This window comes from Mycobacterium sp. MS1601 (assembly GCF_001984215.1).
Classification (GTDB): domain Bacteria; phylum Actinomycetota; class Actinomycetes; order Mycobacteriales; family Mycobacteriaceae; genus Mycobacterium.
This window is the reverse complement of sequence record NZ_CP019420.1, coordinates 34,023-60,413: the sequence shown is the minus strand read 5'-3', so window position 1 is coordinate 60,413 and position 26,391 is coordinate 34,023. Positions and strand designations below refer to the sequence as shown.

Annotated in this window: 24 protein-coding genes; 18 read left to right on the top strand and 6 right to left on the bottom strand. The window is 67.0% G+C overall.

Annotation, left to right across the window (positions count from 1 at the left end; translation table 11 throughout):
- The first annotated feature begins 1 nt into the window (after window position 1).
- Window positions 2-358 carry a YidH family protein gene (locus tag BVC93_RS00315; RefSeq protein WP_083735420.1) on the top strand — a complete coding sequence of 119 codons (357 nt, stop codon included), beginning with the start codon at window positions 2-4 and terminating at the stop codon, window positions 356-358.
- Window positions 355-669, top strand: coding sequence for a DUF202 domain-containing protein (locus BVC93_RS00310; RefSeq protein ID WP_083735419.1), 315 nt, complete (start codon window positions 355-357; stop codon window positions 667-669). Before BVC93_RS00315 ends, BVC93_RS00310 begins: the two co-directional genes overlap by 4 nt.
- On the opposite strand, the gene BVC93_RS00305 is transcribed toward BVC93_RS00310, so the two are convergent.
- From BVC93_RS00305 to BVC93_RS00295, 3 genes are read right to left on the bottom strand one after another with little or no spacing between them, the layout of a single operon-like run.
- Window positions 666-1,892, bottom strand: a complete 1,227-nt coding sequence (locus tag BVC93_RS00305; protein ID WP_157516709.1) for a glycosyltransferase family 4 protein — start codon at window positions 1,890-1,892, stop codon at window positions 666-668. The two genes, BVC93_RS00310 and BVC93_RS00305, sit on opposite strands and share 4 nt — an antisense overlap.
- The gene (locus BVC93_RS00300; protein WP_083735418.1) at window positions 1,889-3,409 is read right to left on the bottom strand and encodes a 1,4-alpha-glucan branching protein domain-containing protein; all 1,521 of its coding nucleotides are present in this window, start codon (window positions 3,407-3,409) and stop codon (window positions 1,889-1,891) included. Before BVC93_RS00300 ends, BVC93_RS00305 begins: the two co-directional genes overlap by 4 nt.
- 14 nt (window positions 3,410-3,423) lie before the next feature.
- Window positions 3,424-4,236 (bottom strand): class I SAM-dependent methyltransferase, encoded by an 813-nt coding sequence (locus BVC93_RS00295; protein WP_083735417.1) that lies wholly within the window; start codon window positions 4,234-4,236, stop codon window positions 3,424-3,426.
- Between the two features lie 225 nt (window positions 4,237-4,461).
- Between BVC93_RS00295 and BVC93_RS00290 the strand changes: the two genes are divergently transcribed.
- The 9 genes from BVC93_RS00290 to mnmA all read left to right on the top strand — a co-directional run bounded on the left by BVC93_RS00290 (window position 4,462) and on the right by mnmA (window position 14,923).
- Window positions 4,462-5,253, top strand: coding sequence for an electron transfer flavoprotein subunit beta/FixA family protein (locus BVC93_RS00290; RefSeq protein ID WP_083735416.1), 792 nt, complete (start codon window positions 4,462-4,464; stop codon window positions 5,251-5,253).
- Window positions 5,254-5,290: 37 nt separating this feature from the next.
- Complete coding sequence (locus BVC93_RS00285) at window positions 5,291-6,247, top strand: electron transfer flavoprotein subunit alpha/FixB family protein (protein ID WP_083735415.1); 957 nt, start codon at window positions 5,291-5,293, stop codon at window positions 6,245-6,247.
- 73 nt (window positions 6,248-6,320) lie between these two features.
- Complete coding sequence (locus BVC93_RS00280) at window positions 6,321-9,062, top strand: helix-turn-helix transcriptional regulator (RefSeq protein ID WP_083735414.1); 2,742 nt, start codon at window positions 6,321-6,323, stop codon at window positions 9,060-9,062.
- Between the two features lie 58 nt (window positions 9,063-9,120).
- The gene (locus BVC93_RS00275; protein WP_083735413.1) at window positions 9,121-10,068 is read left to right on the top strand and encodes an alpha/beta hydrolase; all 948 of its coding nucleotides are present in this window, start codon (window positions 9,121-9,123) and stop codon (window positions 10,066-10,068) included.
- Window positions 10,065-10,805, top strand: a complete 741-nt coding sequence (locus tag BVC93_RS00270) for an SDR family oxidoreductase (RefSeq protein WP_083735412.1) — start codon at window positions 10,065-10,067, stop codon at window positions 10,803-10,805. The genes BVC93_RS00275 and BVC93_RS00270 overlap by 4 nt, the downstream gene beginning before the upstream one ends.
- Window positions 10,806-10,948: 143 nt before the next feature.
- Window positions 10,949-11,767: a GNAT family N-acetyltransferase gene (locus tag BVC93_RS00265; protein WP_083735411.1), complete on the top strand. Its 819-nt coding sequence runs from the start codon at window positions 10,949-10,951 to the stop codon at window positions 11,765-11,767.
- Between the two features lie 59 nt (window positions 11,768-11,826).
- Window positions 11,827-12,609, top strand: coding sequence for a lysophospholipid acyltransferase family protein (locus BVC93_RS00260; RefSeq protein ID WP_083740689.1), 783 nt, complete (start codon window positions 11,827-11,829; stop codon window positions 12,607-12,609).
- Between the two features lie 50 nt (window positions 12,610-12,659).
- Window positions 12,660-13,856, top strand: coding sequence for a cysteine desulfurase family protein (locus BVC93_RS00255; RefSeq protein WP_083735410.1), 1,197 nt, complete (start codon window positions 12,660-12,662; stop codon window positions 13,854-13,856).
- Window positions 13,856-14,923 (top strand): tRNA 2-thiouridine(34) synthase MnmA, encoded by a 1,068-nt coding sequence (mnmA, locus tag BVC93_RS00250; RefSeq protein WP_083735409.1) that lies wholly within the window; start codon window positions 13,856-13,858, stop codon window positions 14,921-14,923. The genes BVC93_RS00255 and mnmA overlap by 1 nt, the downstream gene beginning before the upstream one ends.
- 3 nt (window positions 14,924-14,926) lie before the next feature.
- Here the strand turns inward: mnmA and BVC93_RS00245 are convergent, their stop codons facing one another.
- Entirely contained in the window at window positions 14,927-15,589 is a 663-nt protein-coding gene (locus BVC93_RS00245) for a TetR/AcrR family transcriptional regulator (protein ID WP_083735408.1), read from the bottom strand.
- A gap of 271 nt (window positions 15,590-15,860) precedes the next feature.
- Between BVC93_RS00245 and BVC93_RS00240 the strand changes: the two genes are divergently transcribed.
- The 5 genes from BVC93_RS00240 to BVC93_RS00220 are packed head-to-tail and all read left to right on the top strand — an operon-like array spanning window position 15,861 to window position 20,973.
- Window positions 15,861-16,286: an MmpS family transport accessory protein gene (locus BVC93_RS00240; protein WP_083735407.1), complete on the top strand. Its 426-nt coding sequence runs from the start codon at window positions 15,861-15,863 to the stop codon at window positions 16,284-16,286.
- On the top strand, window positions 16,283-19,165 hold the full coding sequence (locus BVC93_RS00235) for an MMPL/RND family transporter (RefSeq protein ID WP_083735406.1): 2,883 nt from the start codon (window positions 16,283-16,285) through the stop codon (window positions 19,163-19,165). Before BVC93_RS00240 ends, BVC93_RS00235 begins: the two co-directional genes overlap by 4 nt.
- Window positions 19,162-19,503 (top strand): DUF732 domain-containing protein, encoded by a 342-nt coding sequence (locus BVC93_RS00230; RefSeq protein ID WP_083735405.1) that lies wholly within the window; start codon window positions 19,162-19,164, stop codon window positions 19,501-19,503. The genes BVC93_RS00235 and BVC93_RS00230 overlap by 4 nt, the downstream gene beginning before the upstream one ends.
- Window positions 19,500-19,931, top strand: coding sequence for a DUF5078 domain-containing protein (locus BVC93_RS00225; RefSeq protein ID WP_083735404.1), 432 nt, complete (start codon window positions 19,500-19,502; stop codon window positions 19,929-19,931). Before BVC93_RS00230 ends, BVC93_RS00225 begins: the two co-directional genes overlap by 4 nt.
- A gap of 25 nt (window positions 19,932-19,956) precedes the next feature.
- Window positions 19,957-20,973, top strand: coding sequence for a methionine synthase (locus tag BVC93_RS00220; protein ID WP_083735403.1), 1,017 nt, complete (start codon window positions 19,957-19,959; stop codon window positions 20,971-20,973).
- 236 nt (window positions 20,974-21,209) lie between these two features.
- On the opposite strand, the gene BVC93_RS00215 is transcribed toward BVC93_RS00220, so the two are convergent.
- Window positions 21,210-22,817 (bottom strand): 4-coumarate--CoA ligase family protein, encoded by a 1,608-nt coding sequence (locus BVC93_RS00215; protein ID WP_083735402.1) that lies wholly within the window; start codon window positions 22,815-22,817, stop codon window positions 21,210-21,212.
- Window positions 22,814-23,224, bottom strand: coding sequence for an MmcQ/YjbR family DNA-binding protein (locus tag BVC93_RS00210; protein ID WP_083735401.1), 411 nt, complete (start codon window positions 23,222-23,224; stop codon window positions 22,814-22,816). Before BVC93_RS00210 ends, BVC93_RS00215 begins: the two co-directional genes overlap by 4 nt.
- A gap of 56 nt (window positions 23,225-23,280) precedes the next feature.
- Between BVC93_RS00210 and ligA the strand changes: the two genes are divergently transcribed.
- Window positions 23,281-25,386: an NAD-dependent DNA ligase LigA gene (ligA, locus tag BVC93_RS00205; RefSeq protein WP_083735400.1), complete on the top strand. Its 2,106-nt coding sequence runs from the start codon at window positions 23,281-23,283 to the stop codon at window positions 25,384-25,386.
- 19 nt (window positions 25,387-25,405) lie between these two features.
- Window positions 25,406-26,383, top strand: a complete 978-nt coding sequence (locus BVC93_RS00200) for an AAA family ATPase (RefSeq protein ID WP_083735399.1) — start codon at window positions 25,406-25,408, stop codon at window positions 26,381-26,383.
- Window positions 26,384-26,391: the final 8 nt, after the last annotated feature.

The following is a 26,391-nucleotide window of genomic DNA, read 5'->3' as shown; positions in this document are numbered from 1 at the left end:
GATGGGCGTCGAGGAGAGCGAAACCGAGCCCGACTACCGGTTCACGCTGGCCAACGAGCGCACTTTCCTGGCGTGGCAGCGCACCGCACTCGGGCTCTTGGCCGGATCCGTGGCCGCCATCCAATTCGTCAGCGAGGCGGCGCTGCCGGGTGCTCGCTACCTCGTCGGGGTCGTCTTGGCTGCGCTGGCGGCACTGACCGCGGCGATCGGGCTGTGGCGGTGGCGGCAGGTGGACCGGGCGATGCGCCGGGGCACCGTGTTGCCACGGCACCCGACACCCGCCTATCTCGCCATCGGGCTGACGGTGATCGGGGTCCTGGTGATCGGCGCTGTCGTGGTCAGGGCGCTCACCGCGTGACGGCGCCGCCCGACCCGGGATTACAGGCCCAGCGCACTTCGCTGGCCTGGACGCGGACGTCGTTCGCGGTGCTGCTCAATGGTGTCATCTTGATGTTGCACGACATCGCCGACCACCGCGCGGGCCCCGGTCTGGTGGCCGCGGGAATCGCAATGTTGGTCGCGTTGCTCACCTACGGCATCGGGCTGCGCCGCCAAAAGACCCTGGCCCGCCACCCACTGCCCGCCACACTGACACCGCGTACCGAGGTGGTGGTGGTCACGGCAGCGGTACTGGTGTTGATCCTGGTGTCGGTGGTGGTACTGCTCTAGCGTCCCGGCAGCGGTCGCTGCACCACCGGACGGCGGGCGTGCGGTTCACGCTCTCGGCGCTTGGCGGCCAGGTACACCTGGGAGGTCTCCGAAGCCACTGTCTGCCAAGAGAAGTCAGACGTCAGCCGATTGCGGGCGGCGGTGGCGTGGCGCTGGGCGGCTGCCGGGTCGTCAAGAACGGTACGCACCGCGGCGGCCAGTGCGGCGATGTTCCGCGGCGGGAACGACACTCCGGTCTGGCCGTCGATCACCGCTTCACCGAGGCCTCCCACGTTGGAGGTCACCAGCGGAGCGCCCGCGGCGGCCGCCTCCAGTGCGACGATCCCGAACGGTTCGTAGTGGCTGGGCAGAAGTACCGCGGTGGCCCGGTGCAGCAGGCCCAGCAGTCCGGAATGGTCCACGTGACCGACAAAACTGATCGCCTTGAGCACCTTGTGTTTGCGGGCCTGTTCCACCAGCCAGTCCTGCTGGGTGCCTTCGCCGGCGATGGTGAGGGTGGTTCCGGGGTGGGTGCGACGGATCCGCGGCAGAGCGGCGATCGCGTCGTGCACCCCTTTCTCGTACTCGAGGCGGCCGAAGTACAGCAGTTCAGCCGGTGTCCCGCTGTCGGTGCGACGCGCGAAAGGCCACCCCGCGGTATCGATGCCGTTGGGGATAACCCTGACATCGGCCAATTCGGGGCCGAACAGGTCGGTGATCTCGTCGTGCATCGACGCCGAGCACGTGATCAGCGAATCGGAATCGCGGACCAGCCAGGATTCGATGGCATGCACCTGCTTGTTGAGCGGCCCCGACACCCAGCCCGAGTGCCTGCCCGCCTCGGTGGCATGGATGGTGGAAACCAGTGGCACATCGAAGAACTGGGCCAGCGCGATTGCCGGGTGGGCGACCAGCCAGTCATGGGCGTGCACGACATCCGGGCGCCAGTCGCCCAGAGCCAGGCCTGCCCGCAGCATCGCGTGGCCCATGGCCAGAGTCCAGGCCATCATGTCGGTGGCGAAGGTGAATTCGTGCGGGTCCTGCGCCGCTGCCACCACCCGCACCCCCTCGACGGTCTCGTCGGTGCTGGGATGCGTGCTGGGATCCGTTCCGGTGGGCCTGCGGCTGAGCACCACCACCTCATGGCCTGCGGCCACCAGTTCGGTCGCCAGGTTGTGGACGTGACGTCCCAGCCCGCCGATGACCACCGGCGGGTACTCCCAGGACACCATCAGGATCCTCACGGCACCCGTCCCGGAAGTCGTCGTGCATCGAGGGCGCCGAACAATCCGTCGGCGCGATTCCAGTTCTGCGCCAACCGGGTTGCGGCGTCACGGCGCCCGGATGCCAGCGCGTCTGCGATCTCACGGGTGGCATGGGCGTGCAGGTGGGCGCGATAGCGGGCGTAGTCGGCCGCAGAGTCCTTGCTCACCATGAACGGCCAGTCGCTGGAGATCGTCAGCAGGGTCTCACGCAGAATCTGGTCGGCCACCACGTCGCGGGCGGGGCGTACCCCGGGCGCGCAGGCCTGTTCCAGTGCTTTGTCCACGGTCGCCAGGGCGGTATCGACAACCTCGGCGTTCAGCTGGACGAGATCGGCCACCTGTTCGCCGGCCCAGACCTGCCAGTCCTTGCCCGAACCCCATGAGCTGGGCGGCAATTCGACAGGTTCGCCGACGAATCCGTCGGCCGCGGCCTGGGCCAGGGTGCCGACCCGCACTCCTGCTTGCGGCAGGGCCCGCAACACCCGTTCGAGCCACTGCGGACCCTCGTACCACCAGTGCCCGAACAGCTCGGTGTCGAAGGCGGCGATGACGTGGGCGGGGCGCCCGATGCGCTCGGTCTCGCTGATCAGCCTGCGGCGCACGATGTCGACGAAGTCGGCGACGTGATCGTCCACCGCGGCGTCGGCGCGTTCCGGGTCGTAGGGCGCCTTCTCTTCGGAGGGCACATTGCGGCCCGTGACCCGGGCCGGCTTGAGGCCGGTGGTGTGGTCGAAGGTGTGGAAGTCGCGGTAGGCGGCGTGGCCGGGATAGCCCGACCTGGGGGACCACACGCGGTAGCTGACGTGCAGGTCTCTGCCGAAGGCGATGACGTCCGAGCCGGCGACCGGGCGCCCCAGCGCCGTGTCGCCGTGCAGCGACGGCCCGTCCACCATGAAGTGGCCGACGCCAGCTGCGCTGTAAAGCTCTTCCATGCCGGGGGCGTAGGCGCATTCCGGTGCCCAGATCCCGGCCGGTGTGTGCGCGAAGCGTGCCTGTGCGTCGGCCAGTCCTTCCCGCAGCGCGAACTCACGCAACCGCGGCGCCAGCAACGGCTGGAACGGATGTGCCAGGGGGCCGCCCAGCAGTTCCACCGTGCCGGCGTCGATCAGACCGCGCAGCGCGGGCGCCGCACCGTGTCGCCAGTGGGTCTCGAAGTCGCCCAGCGCTCGGTCGGCCTCGGCGTGTTCACGGAAACCGAAGGCGCGCAGCCCTTCCCGATCACGCAGGGTGGTGGCCTCCAGGCCCCGCAGGCGCCAGTTCGCCAACCAGCGGTGCATGCCGTCCAGGCAGTAAGGGTCATCCAGCTGGGCAGTGACCACCGGCGTCAGGCCCAGGGTCAGCAGACCGTGGCGACCTTCGTCGGCCAGTGTCCGCAGCACCCGCAACAGCGGCAGGTAGGACGCCGCCCAGGACTGGTAGAGCCACTCCTCGCCGACCGGCCATCTGCCGTGGTGCGCCAGCCACGGCAGATGGGTGTGCAGGACGAGGGTGAACATCCCCGGGGTCTCACTCACCGGCGTACCGCGATCGCCACCAGGTCCAAGCTGGCGTCAATGTCGCACTCCCGGGCGTCGAGAAGGTCGAAATCGTCGGCGGCGACGTCGGCGACGTCGGCCAGCAGCTCGGCGGGCCAGGGCGCATCCGCAAGTGCCCGCTCGATCTGGGCGTCGATGATCGACCCGCCGTGCTTGGCGTCCAGCTCGCGCAACCGGGAGCCATGGAATACCCCGTGCATCGCTTCCATCTCGAATCCACCGCTGACCAGCAGCTCGGTCAGTTCGGCGGCATCGAGCTCACGGGTGTGGAAGGGGTTGATGGGGGTGTCGCGTCCGGGGGAGAAGGTGATGCGGTTGGGCGTCGACATCAGCAGCAGCCCGCCCGGGCGCAACACGCGCGAGCATTCCCCGACAAACTGTGACTGATCCCACAAATGCTCAATCACCTGGAAATTCACCACAACGTCGACCGAGGCGTCGGCCAGTGGCAGCGCGGCGAGATTGCCCTGCAGGGCCTGGACGCGCGGATAGCGGGCCCGCACGTGGGTGACGGCGGATTCGTCGTAGTCGACGCCGATGACCGAGCGTGCGACGCCGGCCAACAGGTCGGCGCCGTAGCCCTCACCAAACCCGGCTTCCAGCACGTCACGGCCTACGCACCGGTTGGTCAGTCGCTGGTACACCACCTCGTGTCGGCGAAACCAGTAGTTCTCGATATCGAGACCGGGCACGGTCCGTTCCCCGGTCAGCGCCAGCCCGGCGTCCGGTGTGGAACCTGTTCCAGTTGCGGCGTTACGACCGGCGCCGTCGGTGACAAAGGAGCTCATTGGAAGGCAGGCTAACCCGAAGCTCACTCGATCCCTAGCCTTCGCGGTGTACGGGCGGGTGATGGGGGTAAGAACCTGCAGGACGACCCGCTATGGTGAACGAGCGGACCACCATAAGTTACTGAGTAGTAACATTGCGGGTGGGACGAACCCTGGCTGTAGGCAAGAGGCTCCTCTCGGTCGTTTCAACGGCCGGAGGCCCGTCAAGGAGGACGAAACAGAGTCATGACGAACATCGTGGTCCTGATCAAACAGGTCCCTGACACCTGGTCGGAGCGCAAGCTGTCCGAGGGTGACTGGACGCTCGACCGGGAGGCCGCCGATGCGGTCCTCGACGAGATCAACGAGCGCGCCGTCGAGGAAGCGCTGCTGATCAAGGAGAAGGAAGGCGGCGACAGTTCAGTCACGGTTCTGACCGCCGGCCCCGAGCGTGCCACCGAGGCCATCCGCAAGGCACTGTCCATGGGTGCCGACAAGGCCGTGCACCTCAAGGACGACGGCCTGCACGGCTCGGACGTGGTGCAGACCGCGTGGGCGCTGGCGCGCGCGCTGGGCACTGTCGAGGGCGTCGAGCTCGTCATCGCCGGTAACGAAGCCACCGACGGTGTGGGCGGCGCAGTGCCTGCCATCATCGCCGAGTACCTGGGCCTGCCGCAGCTCACGCACGTGCGCAAGCTGACCGTGGACGGCGACAAGATCACCGGCGAGCGTGAGACCGACGACGGTGTGTTCACCCTCGAGGCCACGCTGCCTGCGATCGTGAGCGTCAACGAGAAGATCAACGAGCCGCGCTTCCCGTCCTTCAAGGGCATCATGGCCGCCAAGAAGAAGGAAGTCACCACGCTGACCCTCGCCGAGATCGGTGTGGAGGCCGACGAGGTGGGCGTCGCCAACGCCGGATCCAGGGTGCTCTCGGCCGCGCCGAAGCCGCCCAAGACCGCGGGCGAGAAGGTCACCGACGAGGGTGAGGGCGGTTCCAAGATCGCCGAGTACCTGGTCGCTCAGAAACTCATCTAGACACCACTTCCGAGACACATAGAGGCTGAAGAAACTCATGGCTGAAGTACTTGTGCTCGTCGAGCACGCTGATGGTGCCGTCAAGAAGGTCACCTCCGAACTGATCACCGCCGCGCGCGTCCTGGGTGAGCCGTCCGCCGTTGTGGTGGCCGCCCCCGGCACCGCCGCCAAACTGGCCGACGACCTCAAGGCCGCCGGTGCCGCCAAGATCTACGTCGCCGAATCCGACGAGGTGGACAAGGTGCTCATCACGCCTTACGTGGACGTGCTGGCCGCCCTGGTCGAAGAGGTCACCCCGGCCGGCGTGCTGGTGGCCGCCAACGCCGACGGCAAGGAGATCGCCGGTCGACTGGCCGCGCGCATCGGCTCCGGTCTGCTGGTGGACGTGATCGAGGTCAAGGAGGGTGCCAAGGGCATCCACTCCATCTTCGGTGGCGCGTTCACCGTCGAGGCCGAGGTCACCAGCGACACCCCGGTGATCACCCTTCGCCCGGGTTCGGTGGACGCCGAGCCCGTCGCGGGCGCCGGTGAGCAGGTCACCGTGGAGGTGCCTGCCGCCGCCGAGAACGCCACCAAGATCACCGCCCGCGAACCCGTCGTCGCCGGCGATCGCCCGGAACTCACCGAGGCCTCCGTCGTGGTGGCCGGTGGCCGTGGTGTGGGCAGCGCCGAGAAGTTCGGCGTCGTGGAGGAGCTGGCGGATTCGCTCGGTGGTGCCGTCGGTGCGTCGCGCGCGGCCGTGGACTCCGGTTACTACCCGGGGCAGTTCCAGGTGGGTCAGACCGGCAAGACGGTCTCCCCCCAGCTGTACATCGCCCTCGGCATCTCCGGGGCCATCCAGCACCGGGCCGGCATGCAGACGTCGAAGACGATCATCGCCGTCAACAAGGACGAGGAGGCGCCGATCTTCGAGATCGCCGACCTGGGCGTCGTCGGTGACCTGTTCAACGTCACCCCGCAGCTCACCGAGGCCATCAAGAAGCGCAAGGGCTGACCTTCGGTAGCTACATTCAAAGCCCCGGCGCACTGGTTGCGCCGGGGCTTTGTTGTGTAAGTCTTGAACAGAGATGGCGAACAGACAACGGCTGACCGGGCGCGTCGCCGAGTGTCGCGCCCTGGACGAGTTGCTCGCCGGGGCGCGGACGGGGCGCAGCCGGGTGCTCGTCCTGGTCGGTGAGCCCGGGATCGGAAAATCGGCGCTGCTGGACCATGCCGTCGACGCCGCCGAGGGTTTCACGGTCATCCGTACCTCCGGAGTGGAATCGGACATGGAGCTGGCCTACGCCGGTCTGCAACAACTGTGTGCACCGCTGCTGGGGCTCCTCGACGGCCTTCCCGAACCGCAGGCGGGGGCGCTGGAAACGGCCTTCGGCCTCAAGGCCGGGCCGGTGCCCGACCGCTTCCTGGTGGGTCTTGCGGTGCTGGGCCTGCTGGCCGCTGCCTCGGCCACCGCTCCGGTGCTGTGTGTGGTGGACGATGCGCAATGGCTTGACGGCGTGTCCGCACAGACGCTGAGCTTTGTGGCTCGACGACTCCTGGCCGAGTCGGTGGCCCTGGTGTTTGCGCGACGCGAGCCGGTGACCGAGCTGGCCGGACTACCGCAACTGGCGGTTCGCGGGCTGTCCGACGTGGACGCAGATGCATTGCTGGACTCGGCCATGCTGGGTCGCATCGATCGCCGGGTGCGTGATCAGCTGGTCGCCGAAGCACAGGGAAATCCCTTGGCGCTGTTGGAGTTACCCAGGGACCTGAATACCGCTGAACTGGCCGGCGGCTACTACCGGCCTGACGCGCGCCCCATTGCCGGGCAGATCGAAGAGCGCTTCGCCGCCCGCATCAACAAGCTGCCCGACGACACCCGGCAGGTCCTGGCCCTGGCGGCGGCCGAACCCGTCGGTGACCCGATGCTGTTGCTCCGCGCCGCCGAGCTGCTGGGCCTGGAATCCGACAGCGTGGTGCCTGCCGCCGCGGCAGGGCTGATCGAGGTGGGCACCCGCGTGCGATTCCGGCACCCGCTGGTGCGGGCGGCCGCCTATCGGACGGCGCCCGCTGACGTTCGAGTGGCCGCGCACCGCGCACTTGCCGATGCCTCCGATAGCCACCTGGACCCGGACCGGCGGGCCTGGCACCGTGCGCACGCGGCGACGATGCCCGACGAGTCGGTGGCGGCTGAACTGGTGGCCTCGGCCGACCGGGCGCACCTGCGGGGCGGAACCGCCGCCGAGGCCGCGTTCCTGGCCAGGGCTGCCGAGCTGACACTCGATCCCGCGCTTCGCGGAACTCGCGCCATCGCCGCCGCGGAGGCCAAGGCGGCCGCGGCCGCTCCCGAGGCTGCCGGCGAACTGTTGGCGGTGGCGGAGCTGAGCCCGCTGGACGCCGTGTCACAGGCTCGGCTCGAGCGTCTGCGCGCAGCACTGGCATTCGCCCGAAGCCGCGGTACCGGCAGTGCGCCGCTGTTGCGTGAGGCGGCAAATGCCTTCGCCGAGAACGCGATTCGAATGGACGCATTGGATCCTCAGCTGGCGCAGGAGGCTCATCTCGACGCGATGACGGCCGCGATGTACGTCGGCAGGCACGGCGGCTCCGGACTGGTACTGGCCTGCGCGACGGCTGCGGCGAGATCGGCGGTGCCGGTGCCTCCTCGCCCGATCGACCTGATGACCGCAGCGCTGGCCGTTCGGCACACCGACGGCTGTGCGGCAGCACAACAGCACATGAGGGCCGCCGTGGACGCGCTGACACCGCAAACCTGGTTCTGGCAGGCCTTTCCGCTGGCCTATGAGGTGGTGGTCCACGACCTCTGGGACGACGATGCGTGGGACCGCCTGTCCGCCGTTGCCGTGCGCGTCGCCACCGACGCCGGCGCGCTGGCGGTGCTGCCCTCGGCGCTGGTGAGTCGCGCCGGAATGCTCATGCAGACAGGTGATTTCGCATCCGCCCGGTCGTTGATAGCCGAGGCTGCTGAGATCACCTCCGCGACCGGGCACCGCCCGGTGCGGTACTTCGAGCTGGCCCTGGCGGCCTGGACCGGTGACGAGCGACTGACCGCCGAGCTGGTCCAGGCCGCTCGACGCGACGGTGCCGCTCGTGGCGAAGGCAGAGTCCAGGGGCTGACCGGCTACACCTGCGCCGTCCTGTTCAACGGCCTGGGTCGCTATCAGGTGGCATTGCAGGAAGCCCAGCAGGCCTGCGAATACGACGACGCCGGGTTGCACGGCTTCACCCTGGTCGAGCTGGTGGAGGCGGCGGTGCGGGCAGGTCAGACCAGCGCCGCCCACGATGCCGCGCAGCGGTTCGAGGAGCGGGCCGCCGACAGTCCCACCGAATGGGCTCGGGGACTGCGCGCCCGCAACCAGGCTCTGCTGGCCTCCGGCAGCCGGGCCGAAGCCCTCTACAACAACGCCATCGACCATCTGAGCCGGACCCGGATCGCGGTGCTGCAGGCGCGTACCCACCTGCTCTACGGCGAATGGCTGCGCCGAGAGAACCGCCGTGCCGATGCCCGTGCCGAATTGCGGCGCGCCCACCAGATGTTCAGTGGATTCGGCGCCGACGCCTTCGCCGACCGCGCTCGTCGCGAGCTGTTGGCGACGGGGGAGAAGACCACCCGCCGACCGACCCGCACCGGGGATGCCCTGACCCCGCAGGAAGACCAGATCGCGGGGCTGGCGGCCTCGGGGATGACGAATGTCGAAATCGGTGCGCAGCTGTTCATCAGTGCGCACACCGTGGAGTGGCACCTGCGCAAGGTGTTCGCGAAACTCGGCATCCGCTCGCGGCGTGAACTACGCGGAACTCCCTGGCGGTGACGCGACTACGGGGTTTCCGGGGTGCACTCCGGCTGCCGGCGGTGCCAGTGTTGCGGGCGTGACCGAACATCAGCTGGAACCCGCGGCCCAGGCCTTCGCCGCGGCCACGTCGAGACCGCCGTTCCTCTACGAACTGGGACCCGACGGCGCGCGCAAGGTGCTCGACGACGTGCAAGCGGCACCCGTGGTCATGCCCGATGTCGACGAGAAGTGGTTGACCGTGGCCTGCGATCACGGTGACGTCGCGGTGCGGCTGGTCACACCGGCCGGGGCTGCCGAGGCGCTGCCGGTGGTGCTGTACATCCACGGCGGTGGTTGGGTGCTGGGCAACGCGGCCACCCACGACAGGCTGGTCAGGGAACTGGCTGTCGGGGCACACGCCGCCGTGGTGTTCGTCGAGTACGACCGCTCACCCGAGGCGCAGTACCCAGTGGCCATCGAACAGGCCTACGCCACCGCGCAGTGGATCACCCGTGACGGTGCAGGCGAGGGCCTCGACGCCACCCGGTTGGTGGTCGCCGGAGACTCGGTGGGCGGCAACATGACTGCCGCGGTAGCGCTGATGGCCAAACAGCGCGGGGATGTGACGTTCCTGCACCAGTCGCTGTACTACCCGGTGACCGACGCCGGCCAGGACACCGACAGCTACCGCGAGTTCGCCGACGGCCCCTTCCTCACCGCCAGGGCGATGGCGTGGTTCTGGGACTGCTACCTACCCGATGTGGCCCTACGCGCCGAGATCACCGCATCTCCTCTGCGTGCGACGCTCGACGAATTGTCAGGTCTGCCAGAGGCGTTGGTGATTGTCGACGAAAACGACGTACTGCGCGACGAGGGGGAGGCCTACGCCCGCAGGCTGCTCGCCGCCGGGGTGCGGGTAACGAGCCTGCGGGTCAACGACATCTTGCATGATTTCATGATGCTCAACCCGCTGCGGGAAACAGCAGCGGCCACCGCCGCCGTGGAGTTCGCCGTCCACACACTGCGAAAGGTGTTCGGCAAGTGACCAGAATTGCTGTTGTCGGCGCCACCGGGCTGATCGGCACCCAGGTGGTGGCACTGCTGGAGGCAGGCGGGCACACGGTGGCCGCCGTGTCACGGGCCTCGGGGGTCGACGTGCTCACCGGATCCGGTGTCGACGAGGCGCTGGCCGGCGCCGAAGTGCTTGTCGACGTGTTGAATTCACCGTCCTTCGAGGACGGCCCGGTACTGGACTTCTTCTCCACCTCGACCGCTGTACTGGTGGCGGCGGCCCGCCGAGCGGGCATCGCCCACTACGTCGCACTGTCCATCGTGGGGGTGGACCGCCTGCCGGACAGTGGCTACATGCGGGCAAAGGTGGTGCAGGAGAACGTGATCGTCGAATCCGGGATGCCCTACACGATCGTCCGGGCCACCCAGTTCCACGAATTCACCGCGATGATCACAGAGGGGTTGATCATCGACGGCGAGGTCCGCGCACCGGATGCCCGGATCCAGCCCATCGCCTCGGCCGCCGTCGCCGCCAGAGTGGCCGAGGCTGCTGTCGCGCAGCCGCTGAACGGGGTGGTGAACATCGGCGGTCCTGACACGATCACTTTCGCCGAGATGGCCCGCCTGGTACTGACCGCCCAGGGCCGGGACCTGCCCGTGCTCGTGGACCCCGCCGCCAGCTACTTCGGCGCCCGAGTTGACGCGAACAGCCTGGTCACAGCCGGCGACGCGGGCTTGATGGGGCAGCGCTTCGCTGACTGGCTGGGGTAGTCGCGGCGACAACTCGTCACCCAGCGTGCACGGACACGTCACGCACTGATTGCCGTGGCGCCGGTTGGCTCAGCGACCGTAGCGCTCATGAGCGTCCAGCGACTAGTGAGCGTGCGAGGTACGAGCGCGGGAACCGATCGCTCATGAGATCCGCTTCGGTGCTGATCCCCGCTGATCAACCTGGCACCTCAGCGGACACCCCGCGCTACACACTTCTGCTGTCCACCGATGCCGATCTGATCGAGGCCGCCCAACGGCTGCGCCACGACGTGTTCACCTCCGAACCCGGCTTCGCGCTGACCGATTGCATCGACGGCAAAGATGCCGACAGCTTCGACCAGCACTGTGACCACCTGCTGGTGCGCGAGGACAACTCCGGCGAACTGGTGGGCTGCTACCGGATGCTGCCACCGCCGGGAGCCATTGCCGCCGGAGGTCTCTACACCGCAACGGAATTCGATGTCGCCGCGCTGGACTCGCTGCGGCCTTCGCTGGTCGAGATGGGTCGTGCCGTGGTGCGTGGCGATCACCGCAACGGCGCAGTGGTGCTGCTGATGTGGGCCGGCATCCTCGCCTACCTCGACCGCAGCGGCTACGACTACGTGACGGGCTGCGTTTCGGTTCCCACGCATGGTGACGGCGAGCCCGGCACCCAGGTCCGCGGGGTTCGTGATTTTGTGTCCAAGCGCCACGCCGCCCCGGCCGAGTACACGGTTACGCCCTACCGGCCGGTGATCCTCGACGGCAGGACGCTCGACGACATCACTGCGCCCGCACGACCGACAGTGCCGCCGCTGATGCGCGGTTATCTGCGCCTCGGTGCCCGGGTGTGTGGTGAGCCCGCCCACGATCCCGATTTCGGGGTGGGGGATTTCCCGGCGCTGCTCGACAAGCGGAATGCCGACGTGCGGTACCTCAAACGGCTGAGATCGGTGTCCGCGGCAGAAGGAGCGGTGTCGTGAGCGAGCAGAGGGTGATCGACCACGCCTGGCTGCCCAGGGTGTCGTGTGACGAGAGTTGCATGAACGCCGGTGGCGCCGACGTCGGTCGGGTTGCGGTGGTGGCGTTTCGCACGACGCTGCGCGTCATGCTGACTTTCGCGCTGATCCCGCTGTTGCCCCTGCTCGCAGTGCCGATGCCCGGGCGCTCTCACCTCCAGCGCGGCTATTGCAGGCTGGTGCTGCGTTGCCTCGGTGTGCGCATCACGGTCTCCGGAGGCCCGATCCGCAACCTGCGCGGGGTGCTGGTGGTCAGCCCGCACGTGTCCTGGGTGGACATCTTCTCGATCGGTGCGGTGATGCCCGGCTCGTTCGTCGCCCGTGCTGATCTGATCGACTGGCCGGCCCTCGGTCGGCTCGCCCGGTGGATGAAGGTCATCCCGATCGAGCGGTCCAGCCTGCGTCGGCTCCCCGAGGTGGTGGCCGCTATCGCGTCCCGCCTGCGGGAAGGTCATACCGTTGTGGCCTTCCCGGAGGGCACGACGTACTGCGGTCTGGCCTACGGCTCCTTCAAACCGGCCATGTTCCAGGCCGCCATCGACGCGGGTCGCCCCGTTCAGCCGCTGAAGCTGAGTTATCACCACCGCGACGGTCGCACTTCCACCGTGCCCGCCTTCATCGGCGACGACTCGCTGCTGGAGTCGATCCGGCGCCTCATCCTGGCGCGCCGGACCGTGGTGCACGTCCGAGTGGAGTCGCTCCAACTGCCCGTCGGCGACCGTCGTAGCCTGGCGGCCCGCTGTGAGACCGCCGTGAGAGGCACGTCACTGCCACCCGCCCAACATCGGCACGCGCTGGCTGCTTGAGGTCGTGGGCTGCAAACGCCGACCCGTCCTGCGGTTATCCTGGACAGGTCATGAGCCCCGCCAAGCCGGTCTACCTCGATCACGCCGCCACCACCCCGATGCATCCTGCTGCCATCGAGGCCATGACGGCTGTGCTGAGCACTGTCGGCAACGCATCCTCGCTCCACACGGCCGGTCGGCAAGCCCGACGGCGCATGGAGGAGGCCCGCGAGACGTTGGCCGGTGTTCTGGGCGCCCGTCCGTCGGAGGTCATCTTCACCGCCGGCGGTACCGAGAGCGACAACTTGGCGATCAAGGGCATCTACTGGGCCCGCCACGATGCCGACCCGGCGCGTACCCGCATCATCACCACCGCTGTCGAACACCATGCGGTGCTCGATGCAGTGACGTGGCTGGCCGAGCACGAAGGCGCCGAGGTTGTCTTCCTGCCCACCGAAGCCGACGGCTCGGTCACCGCGGCGTCGTTGCGTGAGGTCCTCACCGAGCAGGCCCCGTCCGTGGCGCTGGTGACGGTGATGTGGGCCAACAACGAGGTGGGCACGCTGTTTCCCGTCGCCGAGCTGGCGGCCGTCGCCGCCGAGTTCGACGTCCCGATGCACAGTGACGCCATTCAGGCCGTCGGCCAGGTGCCGGTGCGCTTTGCCGACAGCGGGTTGTCGGCGATGAGCGTGACAGCGCACAAGTTCGGCGGGCCCACCGGGGTGGGCGCGCTGTTGCTGCGCCGCGACGTCGGGTGTGTGCCGTTGACCCACGGCGGCGGCCAGGAACGCGATGTCCGTTCCGGCACATCGGATGTCGCGGGCGCGGTCGCCATGGCCACCGCCGCTGAGATTTCCGTGGCTGCCCTCGATGCCACCAGTGCGCGGCTGCTGGCACTGCGGGAGCGACTGATCGACGGCGTTCTCGCCGAGATCGACGATGTGGTGCTCAACGGTGCGCGTGAGTCCCGGCTGCCGGGCAATGCCCACTTCACCTTCCGTGGTTGTGAGGGTGATTCACTGCTGATGTTGCTGGACGCCAACGGAATCGAATGCTCCACCGGATCAGCGTGTACTGCCGGGGTGGCGCAGCCGTCCCACGTGTTGATCGCGATGGGTGCCGATGCCACCACTGCCCGCGGCTCCATCCGGTTGTCCTTGGGGCACACCAGCGTCGAGTCCGACGTCGATGCCGCGCTGGAGGTGCTGCCCGCAGCGGTGGCCCGTGCCAGGCAAGCCGCATTGGCCTCGGCGGGGGTGGTGCGCTGATGCGAGTTCTCGCAGCGATGAGCGGAGGCGTCGATTCGTCGGTGGCTGCCGCCCGGATGGTCGACGCCGGTCACGACGTCGTGGGTGTGCATCTGGCGCTGTCCTCGGCGCCGGGCACCCTGCGTACCGGGTCGCGCGGTTGCTGTTCCAAAGAAGATGCCGCCGACGCTCGACGGGTGGCTGATGTGCTCGGAATCCCGTTCTACGTATGGGATTTCGCGGACAAGTTCAAAGAAGACGTGATCGACGATTTTGTCGAATCCTATGCTCGTGGTGAGACGCCGAACCCGTGCGTGCGCTGCAACGAGCGCATCAAGTTCTCGGCGCTGTCGGCACGGGCACTGGCGCTGGGTTTCGACGTGGTGGCCACCGGCCACTACGCCCGGCTGTCGGAGGGCAGGCTGCGGCGCGCCGTCGATGCGGACAAGGATCAGTCCTACGTATTGTCGGTGCTGACCGCCGAGCAGCTCCGGCATGCGGCGTTCCCCGTCGGCGACACCCCGAAGCCCCAGATCCGTGCGGAAGCCGCCCGGCGCGGCCTGCTTGTTGCCGAGAAGCCGGACAGCCACGACATCTGCTTCATCCCATCGGGGGACACTCAGGCGTTCCTCGGTGCCCGCATCGGCGTTCGCCGCGGTTCGGTGGTGGATTCCTCCGGCACCGTGCTGGCCGAGCATGACGGTGTGCACGGTTTCACGGTCGGTCAGCGCAAGGGCCTGGGCATTGCCGGCCCCGGGCCTGACGGCAAGCCCCGCTACGTCACCTCCATCGATGCCGAGAGCGGCACCGTCCACGTCGGTGCTGCTGCCGACCTCGAGATCTGGGAGCTCACCGGGGTGGATCCGGTGTTCACCTCCGGGGCTGCATTCGTCGGCCCGGTGGAAGGCGAGGTCCAGGTGCGGGCCCACGGCGGGGTCGCGCCCGCGGTGGCGGAGGTGATCGACGGACGTCTGCTGGTGCGCCTGCGCTCAGCACTACGCGGCGTGGCACCCGGTCAGACGCTGGTGCTCTACCGGCCCGACGCCGACGGCGACGAAGTACTGGCCAGCGCCACCATCACCCGCTGATCGTCACAGTCCGGCCGGCTGCCAGCCGTGCATCGCGGTATCCAGCTGGTCCGGACTGAGTGCTTTCACCGGCAGAGGTGCCTGGCCGCGGTGGCAGCGGATGCCCGCCAGCAGAATCCCGGTGTAGCGACGCCACAGGTCGGGGTCGCTCTCACCGGCGAACTCGGTGACAGCGCCGGCCAGCAGCCCGAAGATCGGCATGTCGGTGGCCGATAGTTCGGGCCGCACGTATCCGTCCCGGATCGCCCGGTCCACCAGCTCGGACACCCGAGGAGCCAATCTGTCGCGGGCACAGTCGACGGGCTCGCCACACTTCGCGCGGCTGAAGGCGATCTCACGGACGCCGCGATTCGTTGCGGTCACCTGGCACAGCTGGATGACGAACCCTTCGAGACCGTCCCACGAGTCCTCGGCGGTCAGCGCAGCGTCGGCCAGGGCGACTATTTCACTGATGCTGTCTTCGAAGATGGCCGCAAAAAGTGCCTCTTTGGTGGGGAAGCGTCGGTAGACGGTGCCGACGCCGAGGCCGGCGTGACGGGCGACGTCGTTGAGCGTGGCTTCCAGGCCTCGCGTGGCGCACAGGTCGCGCGCGGCCTCGATGATGCGGCGTCGGTTGCGCTCGGCATCCTTGCGGAGGTTCGACGCCTCCAGATCCCCAGCAGTCATGTGGCCGAGTGTACGTACGTGGTGGCGGCTGGTGCCCAGGCTGCCGAAGATTTGTCAAACACAGAGCCCAATTTAGTGATGTGCCTTACCAAATGGCTAGAACCGGATTGACTCTATCCACTTATAGGCTTAGGTTTCCTTAAGGTCGCATGCCGATTGGTGGCTCGCGGCGTTCCCTCACCGAAAGGCACGACCTTGCCTGCTGGCCTCGTGCGCGCATTGTCGCCGCGAAATTGTTCTGTGGCAACGTCACTCATGCGGGGCGCGTGACGTGATCACTGTCGTCAAACGGGTGTGGCTGCCGGTTTTGGTGGTCGCCGCGGTGGCCATCGGCGCCCTGGCCGTGTCGAATCTGCGGTCAGTGTTCGGGTCCGACGGTGCGATCGTGACCCCGGTGGATGCGGACACCGCCGAGAATTTCAACCCCAAAGTCGTTACCTACGAGGTTTTCGGCACCGGATCAACGGCCGTCATCAACTACGCCGACCTCGACGGCACGCCGCAGCGCACCGGCGAGGTGAGTCTGCCCTGGTCGCTGACCCTGGAGACGACGCTGCCGTCGGTCATGCCGAACCTCATGGCCCAGGGCGACGGCCAATCCATCAGCTGCCGCGTCACCGTGGACGACGAGGTCAAAGACGAAAGGACGGCTGACGGAGTGAACGCCGCGACCTACTGCCTGGTGAAGGCAGCATGACCCTGACAGACGCCCCGACGAACCCGATGCCTGCGGCAAGACACACCGCCCGCCCCGCACTACCGCGGTTCATCCGCATGTTCGCCATCCCGATCGTGCTGGTGTGGGTAGCGATCGTCGCCCTCCTCAACACCGTCGTCCCGCAGCTCGAGGAAGTAGGCAAGCTGCGCGCGGTGTCGATGAGCCCCAACGACGCCCCGTCGCTCATCGCCACCAAGCACGTCGGTGAGAAGTTCCAGGAATACGACACCAGCAGCTCGGTGATGATCGTCGTGGAGGGCGACGAGCCGCTGGGGCCGGACGCGCACACGTACTACGACAACATTGTCCGTGAACTCAACGCCGACACCACCCACGTCCAGCACGTCATGGACTTCTGGGGTGACACGCTGACGGCAGCAGGCGCTCAGAGCATTGACGGCAAAGCCGCCTACGTCCAGGTGTACATCGCAGGCGACCAGGGTGAGGCACTGGCCAACGAGTCGGTGCAGACGGTGCGTGACATCGTCGACAGCAATGAGGCTCCACCCGGTGTGAAGGCCTACGTCACAGGACCCGCCGCACTGACCACCGACCAGAACATCGTCGGCGACGCCAGTATGAAAACCATTGAGGGCGTGACGATCGGCATCATCATCGTGATGCTGCTGATCATCTACCGGTCCTTCGTCACGACGCTGGTCACCATGGCCATGGTGTTCGTCGGACTGCTCTCGGCCCGCGGCATCGTGTCCTTCCTCGGGTACTACGAGGTATTCGGCTTGACCACCTTTGCGACCAGCATGGTGGTGACGCTGGCGATCGCCGCCGCCACCGACTACGCGATCTTCCTCATCGGGCGCTACCAGGAGGCGCGCCGCAATGGAATGGACCGCGAGGCCGCCTATTACGACATGTTTCACGGCACCGCGCATGTGGTGCTCGCATCGGGCCTGACCATCGCCGGTGCCACGCTCTGCCTGCATTTCACCCGGCTGCCTTACTTCCAGAGCATGGGCTTCCCGCTCGCGGTCGGCATGACGATCGTGGTGGCCGCCGCGCTCACCCTGGGGCCGGCCTTGATCTCGATCGTGACCCGGTTCGGAAAAGTGTTGGACCCCAAGCGGACTGCGCGGGCCCGCGGCTGGCGCAGGCTCGGTGCGGCGACGGTGCGCTGGCCCGGCGCCATCTTGGTGATGGCCATCGTGCTGTGCATGGTCGGCCTCCTGGCCCTGCCCGGTTACCACACCACCTACAACGATCGCATCTACCTGCCCGCCGATGTGCCCGCCAATGTGGGATACGCCGCGGCCGATCGGCATTTTTCCGATGCCAAGATGAACCCCGATCTGCTGATGGTGGAAGCCGATCACGACCTGCGTAACCCCGCGGATTTCCTGGTGATCGAGAAGATCGCCAAGGCGCTGACCCGGGTGCACGGCATCGCTTCGGTCACCACGATCACCCGCCCGGACGGGAAACCGATCAAACACGCATCGCTGGCATACACGGTGAGCCAGAGCGGCACCGGCCAGCTGATGAACAACGATTTCCAGCAGACCGTGCTGGAAAACACGTTGCAACAGGCCAACGAGATGCAGGTGACCATCGACTCGATGGAGAAGATGCAGAGCATCACCCTCGAGTTGGCCGACGTCACGCGTCGGATGGCCGACAAGATGTCCGACACGTCGGTGAACCTCAACGAAGTGCGCGATCATCTGGCCGATTTCGACGACCAGTTCCGCCCCTTGCGCAACTACTTCTACTGGGAACCACACTGTTTCGACATCCCCATGTGCTGGTCGCTGCGCTCGATTTTCGACAGCCTCGACGGCATCAGCGTGATGTCCGACGACTTCACCGAACTGGTTCCTGACCTCGAACGGATGGCCCAGCTGACGCCGCAGATGGCGGCACTGATGCCGGCGATGATCCAGACGATGAAGAATCAGAAGCAGATCATGCTGAATCAGTATCAGGCGCAGAAGATGCAGCAGGATCAGAACATCGCCATGCAGCAGGACAATACGGCGATGGGGGATGCGTTCGACACCGCGCGCAACGATGACACCTTCTACCTGCCACCGGAAGCCTTCGACACGGCCGACTTCCAGCGCGGCATGAAGCTGATGATGTCGCCCGACGGACACGCGGTGCGGTTCACGGTCTTCCACCAAGGCGACCCGTTGAGCGAGGAAGGCACGGACCGTATCGAGCCGATGCGTGTCGCGGCGGCCGACGCCATCAAGGGCACGCCCCTGGAAGGTTCGACCGTGTACGTCGGCGGCAGCGCAGCGACGTACAAGGACATGCAACAGGGCGCCGACTACGACCTGTTGATCGCCGCCGTCGCGTCGTTGATCCTGATCTTCTTGATCATGGTGATCCTGACCCGGGCCATCGCCGCCGCGGCCGTGATAGTCGGAACCGTGGTGCTGAGTCTCGGAACGTCGTTCGGCCTGTCAGTACTGCTGTGGCAGCACGTCATCGGCATCCCGCTGGGCTGGATGGTGCTGCCGATGACCGTGATCGTGCTCCTGGCGGTCGGCGCGGACTACAACCTGCTCCTGGTGTCGCGGATGAAAGAGGAGATCGGAGCCGGCATCAACACCGGCATCATTCGGTCCATGGCGGGTACCGGATCCGTGGTCACCGCGGCCGGATTCGTCTTCGCCTTCACCATGATCGGCATGCTCGTCAGTGACATGATCGTGATCGGGCAGGTGGGCAGCACCATCGGTCTTGGACTTCTGTTCGACACCCTGGTGGTGCGGTCGTTGATGACACCTTCCATCGCGGCATTGATGGGCAAGTGGTTCTGGTGGCCTCTGCATGTGCGCCCGCGTCCTAAACCGCAGCCCTGGCCGACGCCGAAGACCGCCGAGGTGACCTCGTGATCAGGGCAGTGGTTGGCGTGCTGGTTGTTTCGGTGGGGTTGGTGCTCAATGCGCCGGTGGCTGCGGCTGATCCGGATGAGGCGTTTGCCGACCAGTTGCACACCTTCGGGATCTACGGGCAGAAGGATTACAACGCGTGGATCGGGAAGTTGATGTGCAAGCGGCTGCGTAACGGTCATGACGCGGATGCGTTCGCTTCGGCGAAGTTCGTCCACGATCAGTTGCAGAAGGGCAGCACCACCGATCAGGCGTGGCAGTTCGTGGGCGCTGGTATTCCGATCTATTGCCCGGAGCAGGCGTTTGTGTTGCAGCAGGCTGCGGATCGGAGTGGGCGATGAAGCGTGTTCTGATGTCGGTGTTGGCGGTGGCTTTTGTGGCCACTGCGGCTCCGGCGGCTGCTGATGCCACCGATGAGTATCCGATTCCCAGCCGGATGCTCAAGACCACCTGCACGGTGGATCAGTACATGGCGGCTGTGCGCGATACCGATCCGGTGTACTACGAGCGTTACATCATCGACTACAACAACAAGTCCCCTGATGTGCAGAAGTGGACTCGTGACCGGATCAGCTGGTTCTTCTCGATGGACTACGCGGGCCGTCGGGCGTATTCGGAGGAGACGGCCACCAACGCCTTCTACGAGACGCTGGCCTGGAACTGGCCCAACTGGGCCAAGCTGTTCTTCAACAACAAAGGCGTCGTCGCCCACGGCACCGACGTCTGCATGACCTACCCACCCGTCGACCCCACCGTCTGGACCTGGTAGCTCGCCGCCAGGCTACGGTTGGCCGGTGAGTAACACAGCGTTCGCGGCGGCCACCGGCATCGGCTCCTGGCCTGGCACCTCGGCCAGGGATGCGGCCGAAGTCGTGGTCGGCGAACTGCACACCCTGACCCACCTGGTCGAACTGCCGGGCAGGGGGGTGGGCGCCGACCTGATCGGCAGAGCCGGTGCCTTGCTGGTGGACATCGCCATTGACACCGTGCCCCGCGGATACCGCGTTGTCGCCCATCCCGGAGCGGTGGCACGGCGGGCCGCCAGTCTGCTGGGTGAAGACCTCGACACACTCGAAGAAGCATGGGAGAAGGCAGGACTGGGCGCATCACAGCGCACCGTCAAGATTCAGGCGCCGGGGCCCGTCACCTTGGCCGCCCAGCTGGAACTCGGGAGCGGCCATCGTGCCATCACCGATTCCGGTGCCCTGCGTGATCTCACCGCATCGCTGGCCGAGGGTATCGCGCTGCACCGGGCCGAGGTGGCGCGCCGACTCGGCACCACCGTCGTGGTTCAACTCGACGAGCCGTCGCTGCCGGCTGCGTTGGCCGGCCGCCTGACCGGGGTCACCGGTGTCACGCCGGTGCATCCGGTGGACGAAGCAGCCGCGGTCGAACTGCTCGACATCGTGGTCGCAGCGGCAGGCACCGAGGTGGCACTGCACTGCTGCGCGTCGGACCTACCGTGGAAGCTGCTGCAGCGCAGCGCCATCAGTGCCGTGTCCGTCGATGTATCCACGCTGAAGCCGCAGGATCTCGACGGCATCGGGGAGATGTTGGAAGCCGGCGGCACGGTGCTGCTCGGTGTGGTGCCTGCCGTCGAACCGGCGCAGCGGCTGGTAGTCGAGGAGGTGGCGGAGGCAGCCGCCAGGGTCACCGATCGACTGGGCTTCAACCGGAACATCCTGCGGGAGCGTATCGGTGTCACTCCCTCGTGCGGACTGGCCGGTGCGACGGCCGCCTGGGCGCGTACCGCGATCGGATTGGCGCAGAAGGTGGCCGACGGCTTCGAACAGGATCCGGAAGCGATCTAGGGGACACCACAAGGTTGCCTGTGGTGGAGGCCGTGGCCGTCTGCGTCGGTGACGATGAGATGGTCGGCGGGGCCGGTGGTGGCCCGACAGTTCGGCCAGTTCCTCGAAGAACGCCCCATCCGCTGCTTGGGGCTTACCCCATCAGCGGCGAAAGACGTTGTGGTCGAGGACATGCACCCATGACACCAGAGGGGTACGACACATTCGGCGTACCCGGCCATGGGTCTACCGGTCCGTCAGAGTCCGCGCAGGTCTTTGCGCAGGATCTTGCCTGAGGCCGACTTGGGCACGGCGTCGATGAAGGCCACCCGGCGCACCTTCTTGTACGGCGCCACCTGTGCGGCCACGAATTGCATCACCGCCGCCTCATCGAGGGAGGCACCGGATTGCTTGACCACGAACGCTTTCGGGATCTCCTCGCCCTCGTCGTCCTTGACGCCGATCACCGCGGCGTCGGCGATCTCGGGATGTGTCAGCAGCAGTGCTTCCAGCTCCGCCGGAGGCACCTGGTAACCCTTGTACTTGATCAGCTCCTTGAGCCGGTCCACGATGTACACGCAGCCGTCGGAGTCCACGCAGGCCATGTCACCGGTGTGCAGAAAACCGTCTGCATCAATGGTTTCCGCGGTGGCCTTGTCGTTGCCCAGATAGCCGGCCATCACATTGGGGCCGGAGAACCAGAGCTCGCCGGTGGCACTGAGTCCCGAGTCGGGAATGCCGATCTCCGCGCCGGAAGCAGGGTCGATGATCTTGCTGACGGAGTTGGCCACGGTCCAGCCCACCGAACTCAGCGGCGCAGTGACGCCGAACAACGTCGCACCACCGTCGGGTGGGGTGCAATGGCTGACCGGCGACAACTCGCTCATGCCGTAGCCCTGCACCACCTGGCACCCGATCCGCTTGGCCACCGCGTGGCCCAACTCCTCGTCCAGAGGTGCCGCTCCCGACATCACCACCCGCAGCGACGACAGGTCGAACTCGTCGATGATCGGGTGCTTGGCCAGTGCCACGGCCACCGGCGGGGCGATGTAGCCCATGGTGCATCCGTGATCCTGGATGTTGCGCAGGAACGCCTGCAAGTCGAACGACGGCATCACCACCAGCTTGGCGCGGGCGGCCAGCGCGGCATTGAGCAACACCGTCATCCCGTAGATGTGGAAGAAGGGCAGCACGGCGATGATCACGTCCTCGGACGTGATGCCCTGAACCGGGCGGAACTGCGCCACATTGGCCACCAGGTTTCGGTGGGTCAGCATGACGCCCTTGGGGTTTCCCGTTGTCCCCGAGCTGTAGGGCAATGCCGCCAGATGGGTGGTCGCATCAAAATCCACCGACGGTGCGTCGGCGCCGGAAGCCAGCAGATCATCGGCGCTCGGATGCCCGTCTGCGGCCTCACCGGCACCGTCGAGCACCACCACCTCACTGGGCGACAACCCCGCTCGCTCAGCACCTTCGGCGGCCTGGGGGAGCAGAGGCGAGACGGTGATGAGCATCTTGGCGTGCGCATCGGTCAGCTGCTTGGCGATGTCCTTGGCGGTGAACAGCGCATTGATGGTGGTGGCGGTGGCGCCGGCTCGCAGGATGCCGTGGAACGCGATCGCGAACGCCGAGCTGTTGGGCGACAGCAGTCCCACCACGTCGCCGACGCCGATGCCCCTGTCGGTCAGCGCGCCGGCGAAGGCGTCGACGCGCGTCACGAGGTCGCGGTAGGTCAGCGCAGTGCCGGTCGGGGCATCCACCATGGCCACCCGGTCGGCGTCGGACTCGGACAGGTCGCCGAACAGGTAGTCGTACACCCCGGATTCGGGAATCTCCACCTCGGGGTACGGGCTGGCAAATGTCACGACACTCCTTCGGTTCGCTGGTCGAGTTCTCTGATCAGTTTCTTGGTCGCCACCAACCGGTACGAGGTGTCGATCAACTCGGCCACCTCCGACCAGTCCACGTCGGCGTCGGCCAGGTCGAAGCCCAGCCAGCCGGACGGACCCAGGTACATGGGGTAGAAGAACCGCTCGTCCTGCTCGAACGCAGGTCGTTCGTCTTCGGCGGGCTTGATCATGATGGCGTGGTCGTAGCGCACGACAGCCCCGGACTGCTTGGAGCTGCCGCCGTACCAGACGAAACTCTTCGGGGCGTAGAACACGGGCCTGCCGTGGGAGATCTTCTCGAACGCGCCGGGGAAGCCCAGGGCGATCCGCCGCACGTCGGCAAGGCCGAAGTCGTCATCACGAAACATGATCGGATGCGGCATGCCCTCAGGTTAGCCAGGCCCGCGGAGGTGTCGGTGGGTTTCGATAACGTGGCACCGTGAGCTCACCCGAGGAAGAGACCGACCAGGCGACTGCCGACGCGCGCAGGCAGTGGCAGGAGTTGGCCGACGAGGTGCGCGGGCACCAGTTCCGCTACTACGTCAAGGACGCCCCCGTCATCTCCGACGGAGAGTTCGACACCTTGCTGGGCCGGCTCATCGCTCTCGAAGAGCAGCACCCTGAGCTGCGCACCCCGGATTCACCCACCCAGCTGGTCGGAGGTGCCGGATTCGCCACCGAGTTCGGTTCCGTCGACCACCTCGAGCGCATGCTGTCGCTGGACAACGCCTTCAACGCCGACGAGCTCGCCGCCTGGTCCACCCGGGTGCGTACCGAGATCGGTCCTGATGCCCACTACCTGTGCGAGCTGAAGATCGACGGTGTGGCGCTGGCCCTGGTGTACCGCGACGGCCGCCTGGAACGCGCCGCCACCCGCGGTGACGGCCGCACCGGTGAGGACGTCACCCTCAATGCCCGCACCATCGAGGACATCCCCGAACGGTTGGCCGAAAGCCCGGATCACCCGATTCCGGCCGTCCTCGAAGTCCGCGGTGAGGTGTTCTTCCGGGTGGCCGACTTCGAGGCGCTCAACGCCGGCCTCATCGAGGAGGGCAAGCTGCCGTTCGCCAATCCGCGCAACTCGGCGGCCGGCTCGCTGCGGCAGAAGAACCCGGCGGTCACGGCCCGGCGCAGGCTGCGGATGATCTGCCACGGCCTGGGGCACGCCGAGGGGTTCGCGCCGCCGTCACTGCACGAGGCCTACCTGGCGCTCAAGGCCTGGGGGCTGCCGGTGTCCGACCACACCGCCAAGGTGCAGGGCATCGAGGCTGTGCAGGAGCGGGTCACCTACTGGGGTGAGCACCGCCATGACGTCGAACACGAGATCGACGGTCTGGTGGTCAAAGTCGACGAGGTGGCACTGCAGCGCCGTCTCGGCGCCACCTCGCGGGCGCCGCGCTGGGCCATCGCCTACAAGTACCCTCCCGAGGAGGCCACCACCAAGCTGCTCGACATCCGGGTCAGCGTCGGCCGCACCGGCCGGGTCACCCCGTTCGCCTACATGGAACCGGTCAAGGTAGCCGGCTCCACAGTGGGGTTGGCGACACTGCACAACGCCTCGGAGGTCAAACGCAAGGGCGTCCTCATCGGAGACACCGTCGTCATCCGCAAAGCCGGAGACGTCATCCCCGAAGTGCTGGGCCCGGTCGTGGAACTGCGTGACAACTCCGAAACCGAGTTCGTCATGCCCACCGAGTGCCCGGAATGCGGCACCACCTTGAGACCGGCCAAAGAGGGCGACGCGGACATCCGCTGCCCGAACTCGCGGTCGTGCCCGGCGCAACTGCGTGAGCGGGTGTTCCACGTGGCAGGCCGCGGTGCCTTCGATATCGAAGGCCTGGGTTACGAGGCCGCAATCGCGCTGCTGCAAGCCGGGGTCATCGAGGACGAGGGCGACCTGTTCACCCTCACCGCCGAGGATCTGCTGCGCACCGACCTGTTCACCACCAAGGCAGGTGAGCTCTCCGCCAACGGCAAGCGGCTGTTGGCCAACCTGGACAAGGCCAAGGCCCAACCGTTGTGGCGGGTGCTGGTCGCACTGTCCATCCGCCATGTCGGTCCCACCGCCGCGCGGGCGCTGGCCACTGAGTTCGGCAGCCTCGACGCCATCACCGAAGCCTCCGAAGAACAGCTGGCCGGCACCGAGGGCGTAGGGCCCACCATCGCCGCCGCCGTCATCGACTGGTTCACCGTGGACTGGCACAAGGCCATCGTGGACAAATGGCGCGCCGCCGGGGTCCGGATGGCCGACGAGCGCGACGCCAGCATCGAGCGCACCCTCGAAGGCCTGTCCATCGTGGTCACCGGCTCACTGCCGAACTTCTCCCGGGACCAGGCCAAGGAGGCGATCTTGGTGCGCGGCGGCAAGGCGGCGGGCTCGGTGTCGAAGAAGACGGCCTACGTGGTGGCCGGCGACGCACCGGGGTCCAAGTACGACAAGGCCGTCGAACTGGGCGTGCCCATCCTGGACGAGGAGGGGTTCCGGAAGTTGCTGGAAGACGGTCCCTCCCCGGTCGAGGAGGGTGGGGTTTCCGAGGAGGAGTGACGGGTAAGCCTAGTCGGACATGACTACCGCCATGAGAGACGCCACCGATGTCGTCGACGCCATATCCCGACAGTTCTCCGCGAAAGTGGTGGGGCAGGACTACCTGAGAGAGTCGCTGCTCATCGGTCTGCTCACCGGCGGCCACATTCTTCTCGAGGGTGTTCCCGGGCTGGCCAAGACCACCGCGGCCCGCACCGTCGCCGAGTCGATCTCGGGTGGGTTCCGGCGCATCCAATGCACCCCGGACCTGCTGCCCAGCGACATCATCGGCACGCAGATCTACGACGCGAACGCGCACGCGTTCACCACCCAGCTGGGCCCGGTGCACAGCAACATCGTGCTGCTCGACGAGATCAACCGGTCCAGCGCCAAGACCCAGAGCGCGATGCTCGAGGCGATGGAGGAACGGCAGACCACCATCGCCGGGGTCAATCACCCCATCCCCGAACCATTTCTGGTGATCGCCACCCAGAACCCCGTCGACCAGGAGGGCACCTACCCGCTCTCTGAGGCGCAGACCGACCGCTTCATGCTCAAGGAGGTACTGCGCTACCCGACCCCGGGCGAAGAAGCCGAGATGATCTTCAGGATGGAGGCCGGTGTCTACGAGCGTGGCGAAACTGCCACTGCTGCAGTGACTCTCGACGACATTCGACGGGTGCAACAGGTGGTGCGCGCCGTCCACATGGACCCTGTGCTGGTGCGCTACGTCGCCGAACTGGTACATGTCACCCGGGAACCGCGACGCCACCTCTCCCAGCAGCTCGGACGGCTCGTCGAGTACGGCGCCAGCCCACGTGCCACCATCGCCTTCTGCCGATGCGCCAAGGCCAAGGCTGTGCTCTCGGGCCGTAATCACGTTATGCCGGAGGACATTCGTACCCTGGCCCACCGAGTGCTGCGTCACCGGTTCATCCTCGGATTCGAGGCGGTGAACGTCGACGTCACACCGGAGACCGTGATCGACGCAGTGCTGCAGACGGTCCGGGTGCCCTGACAACGCTC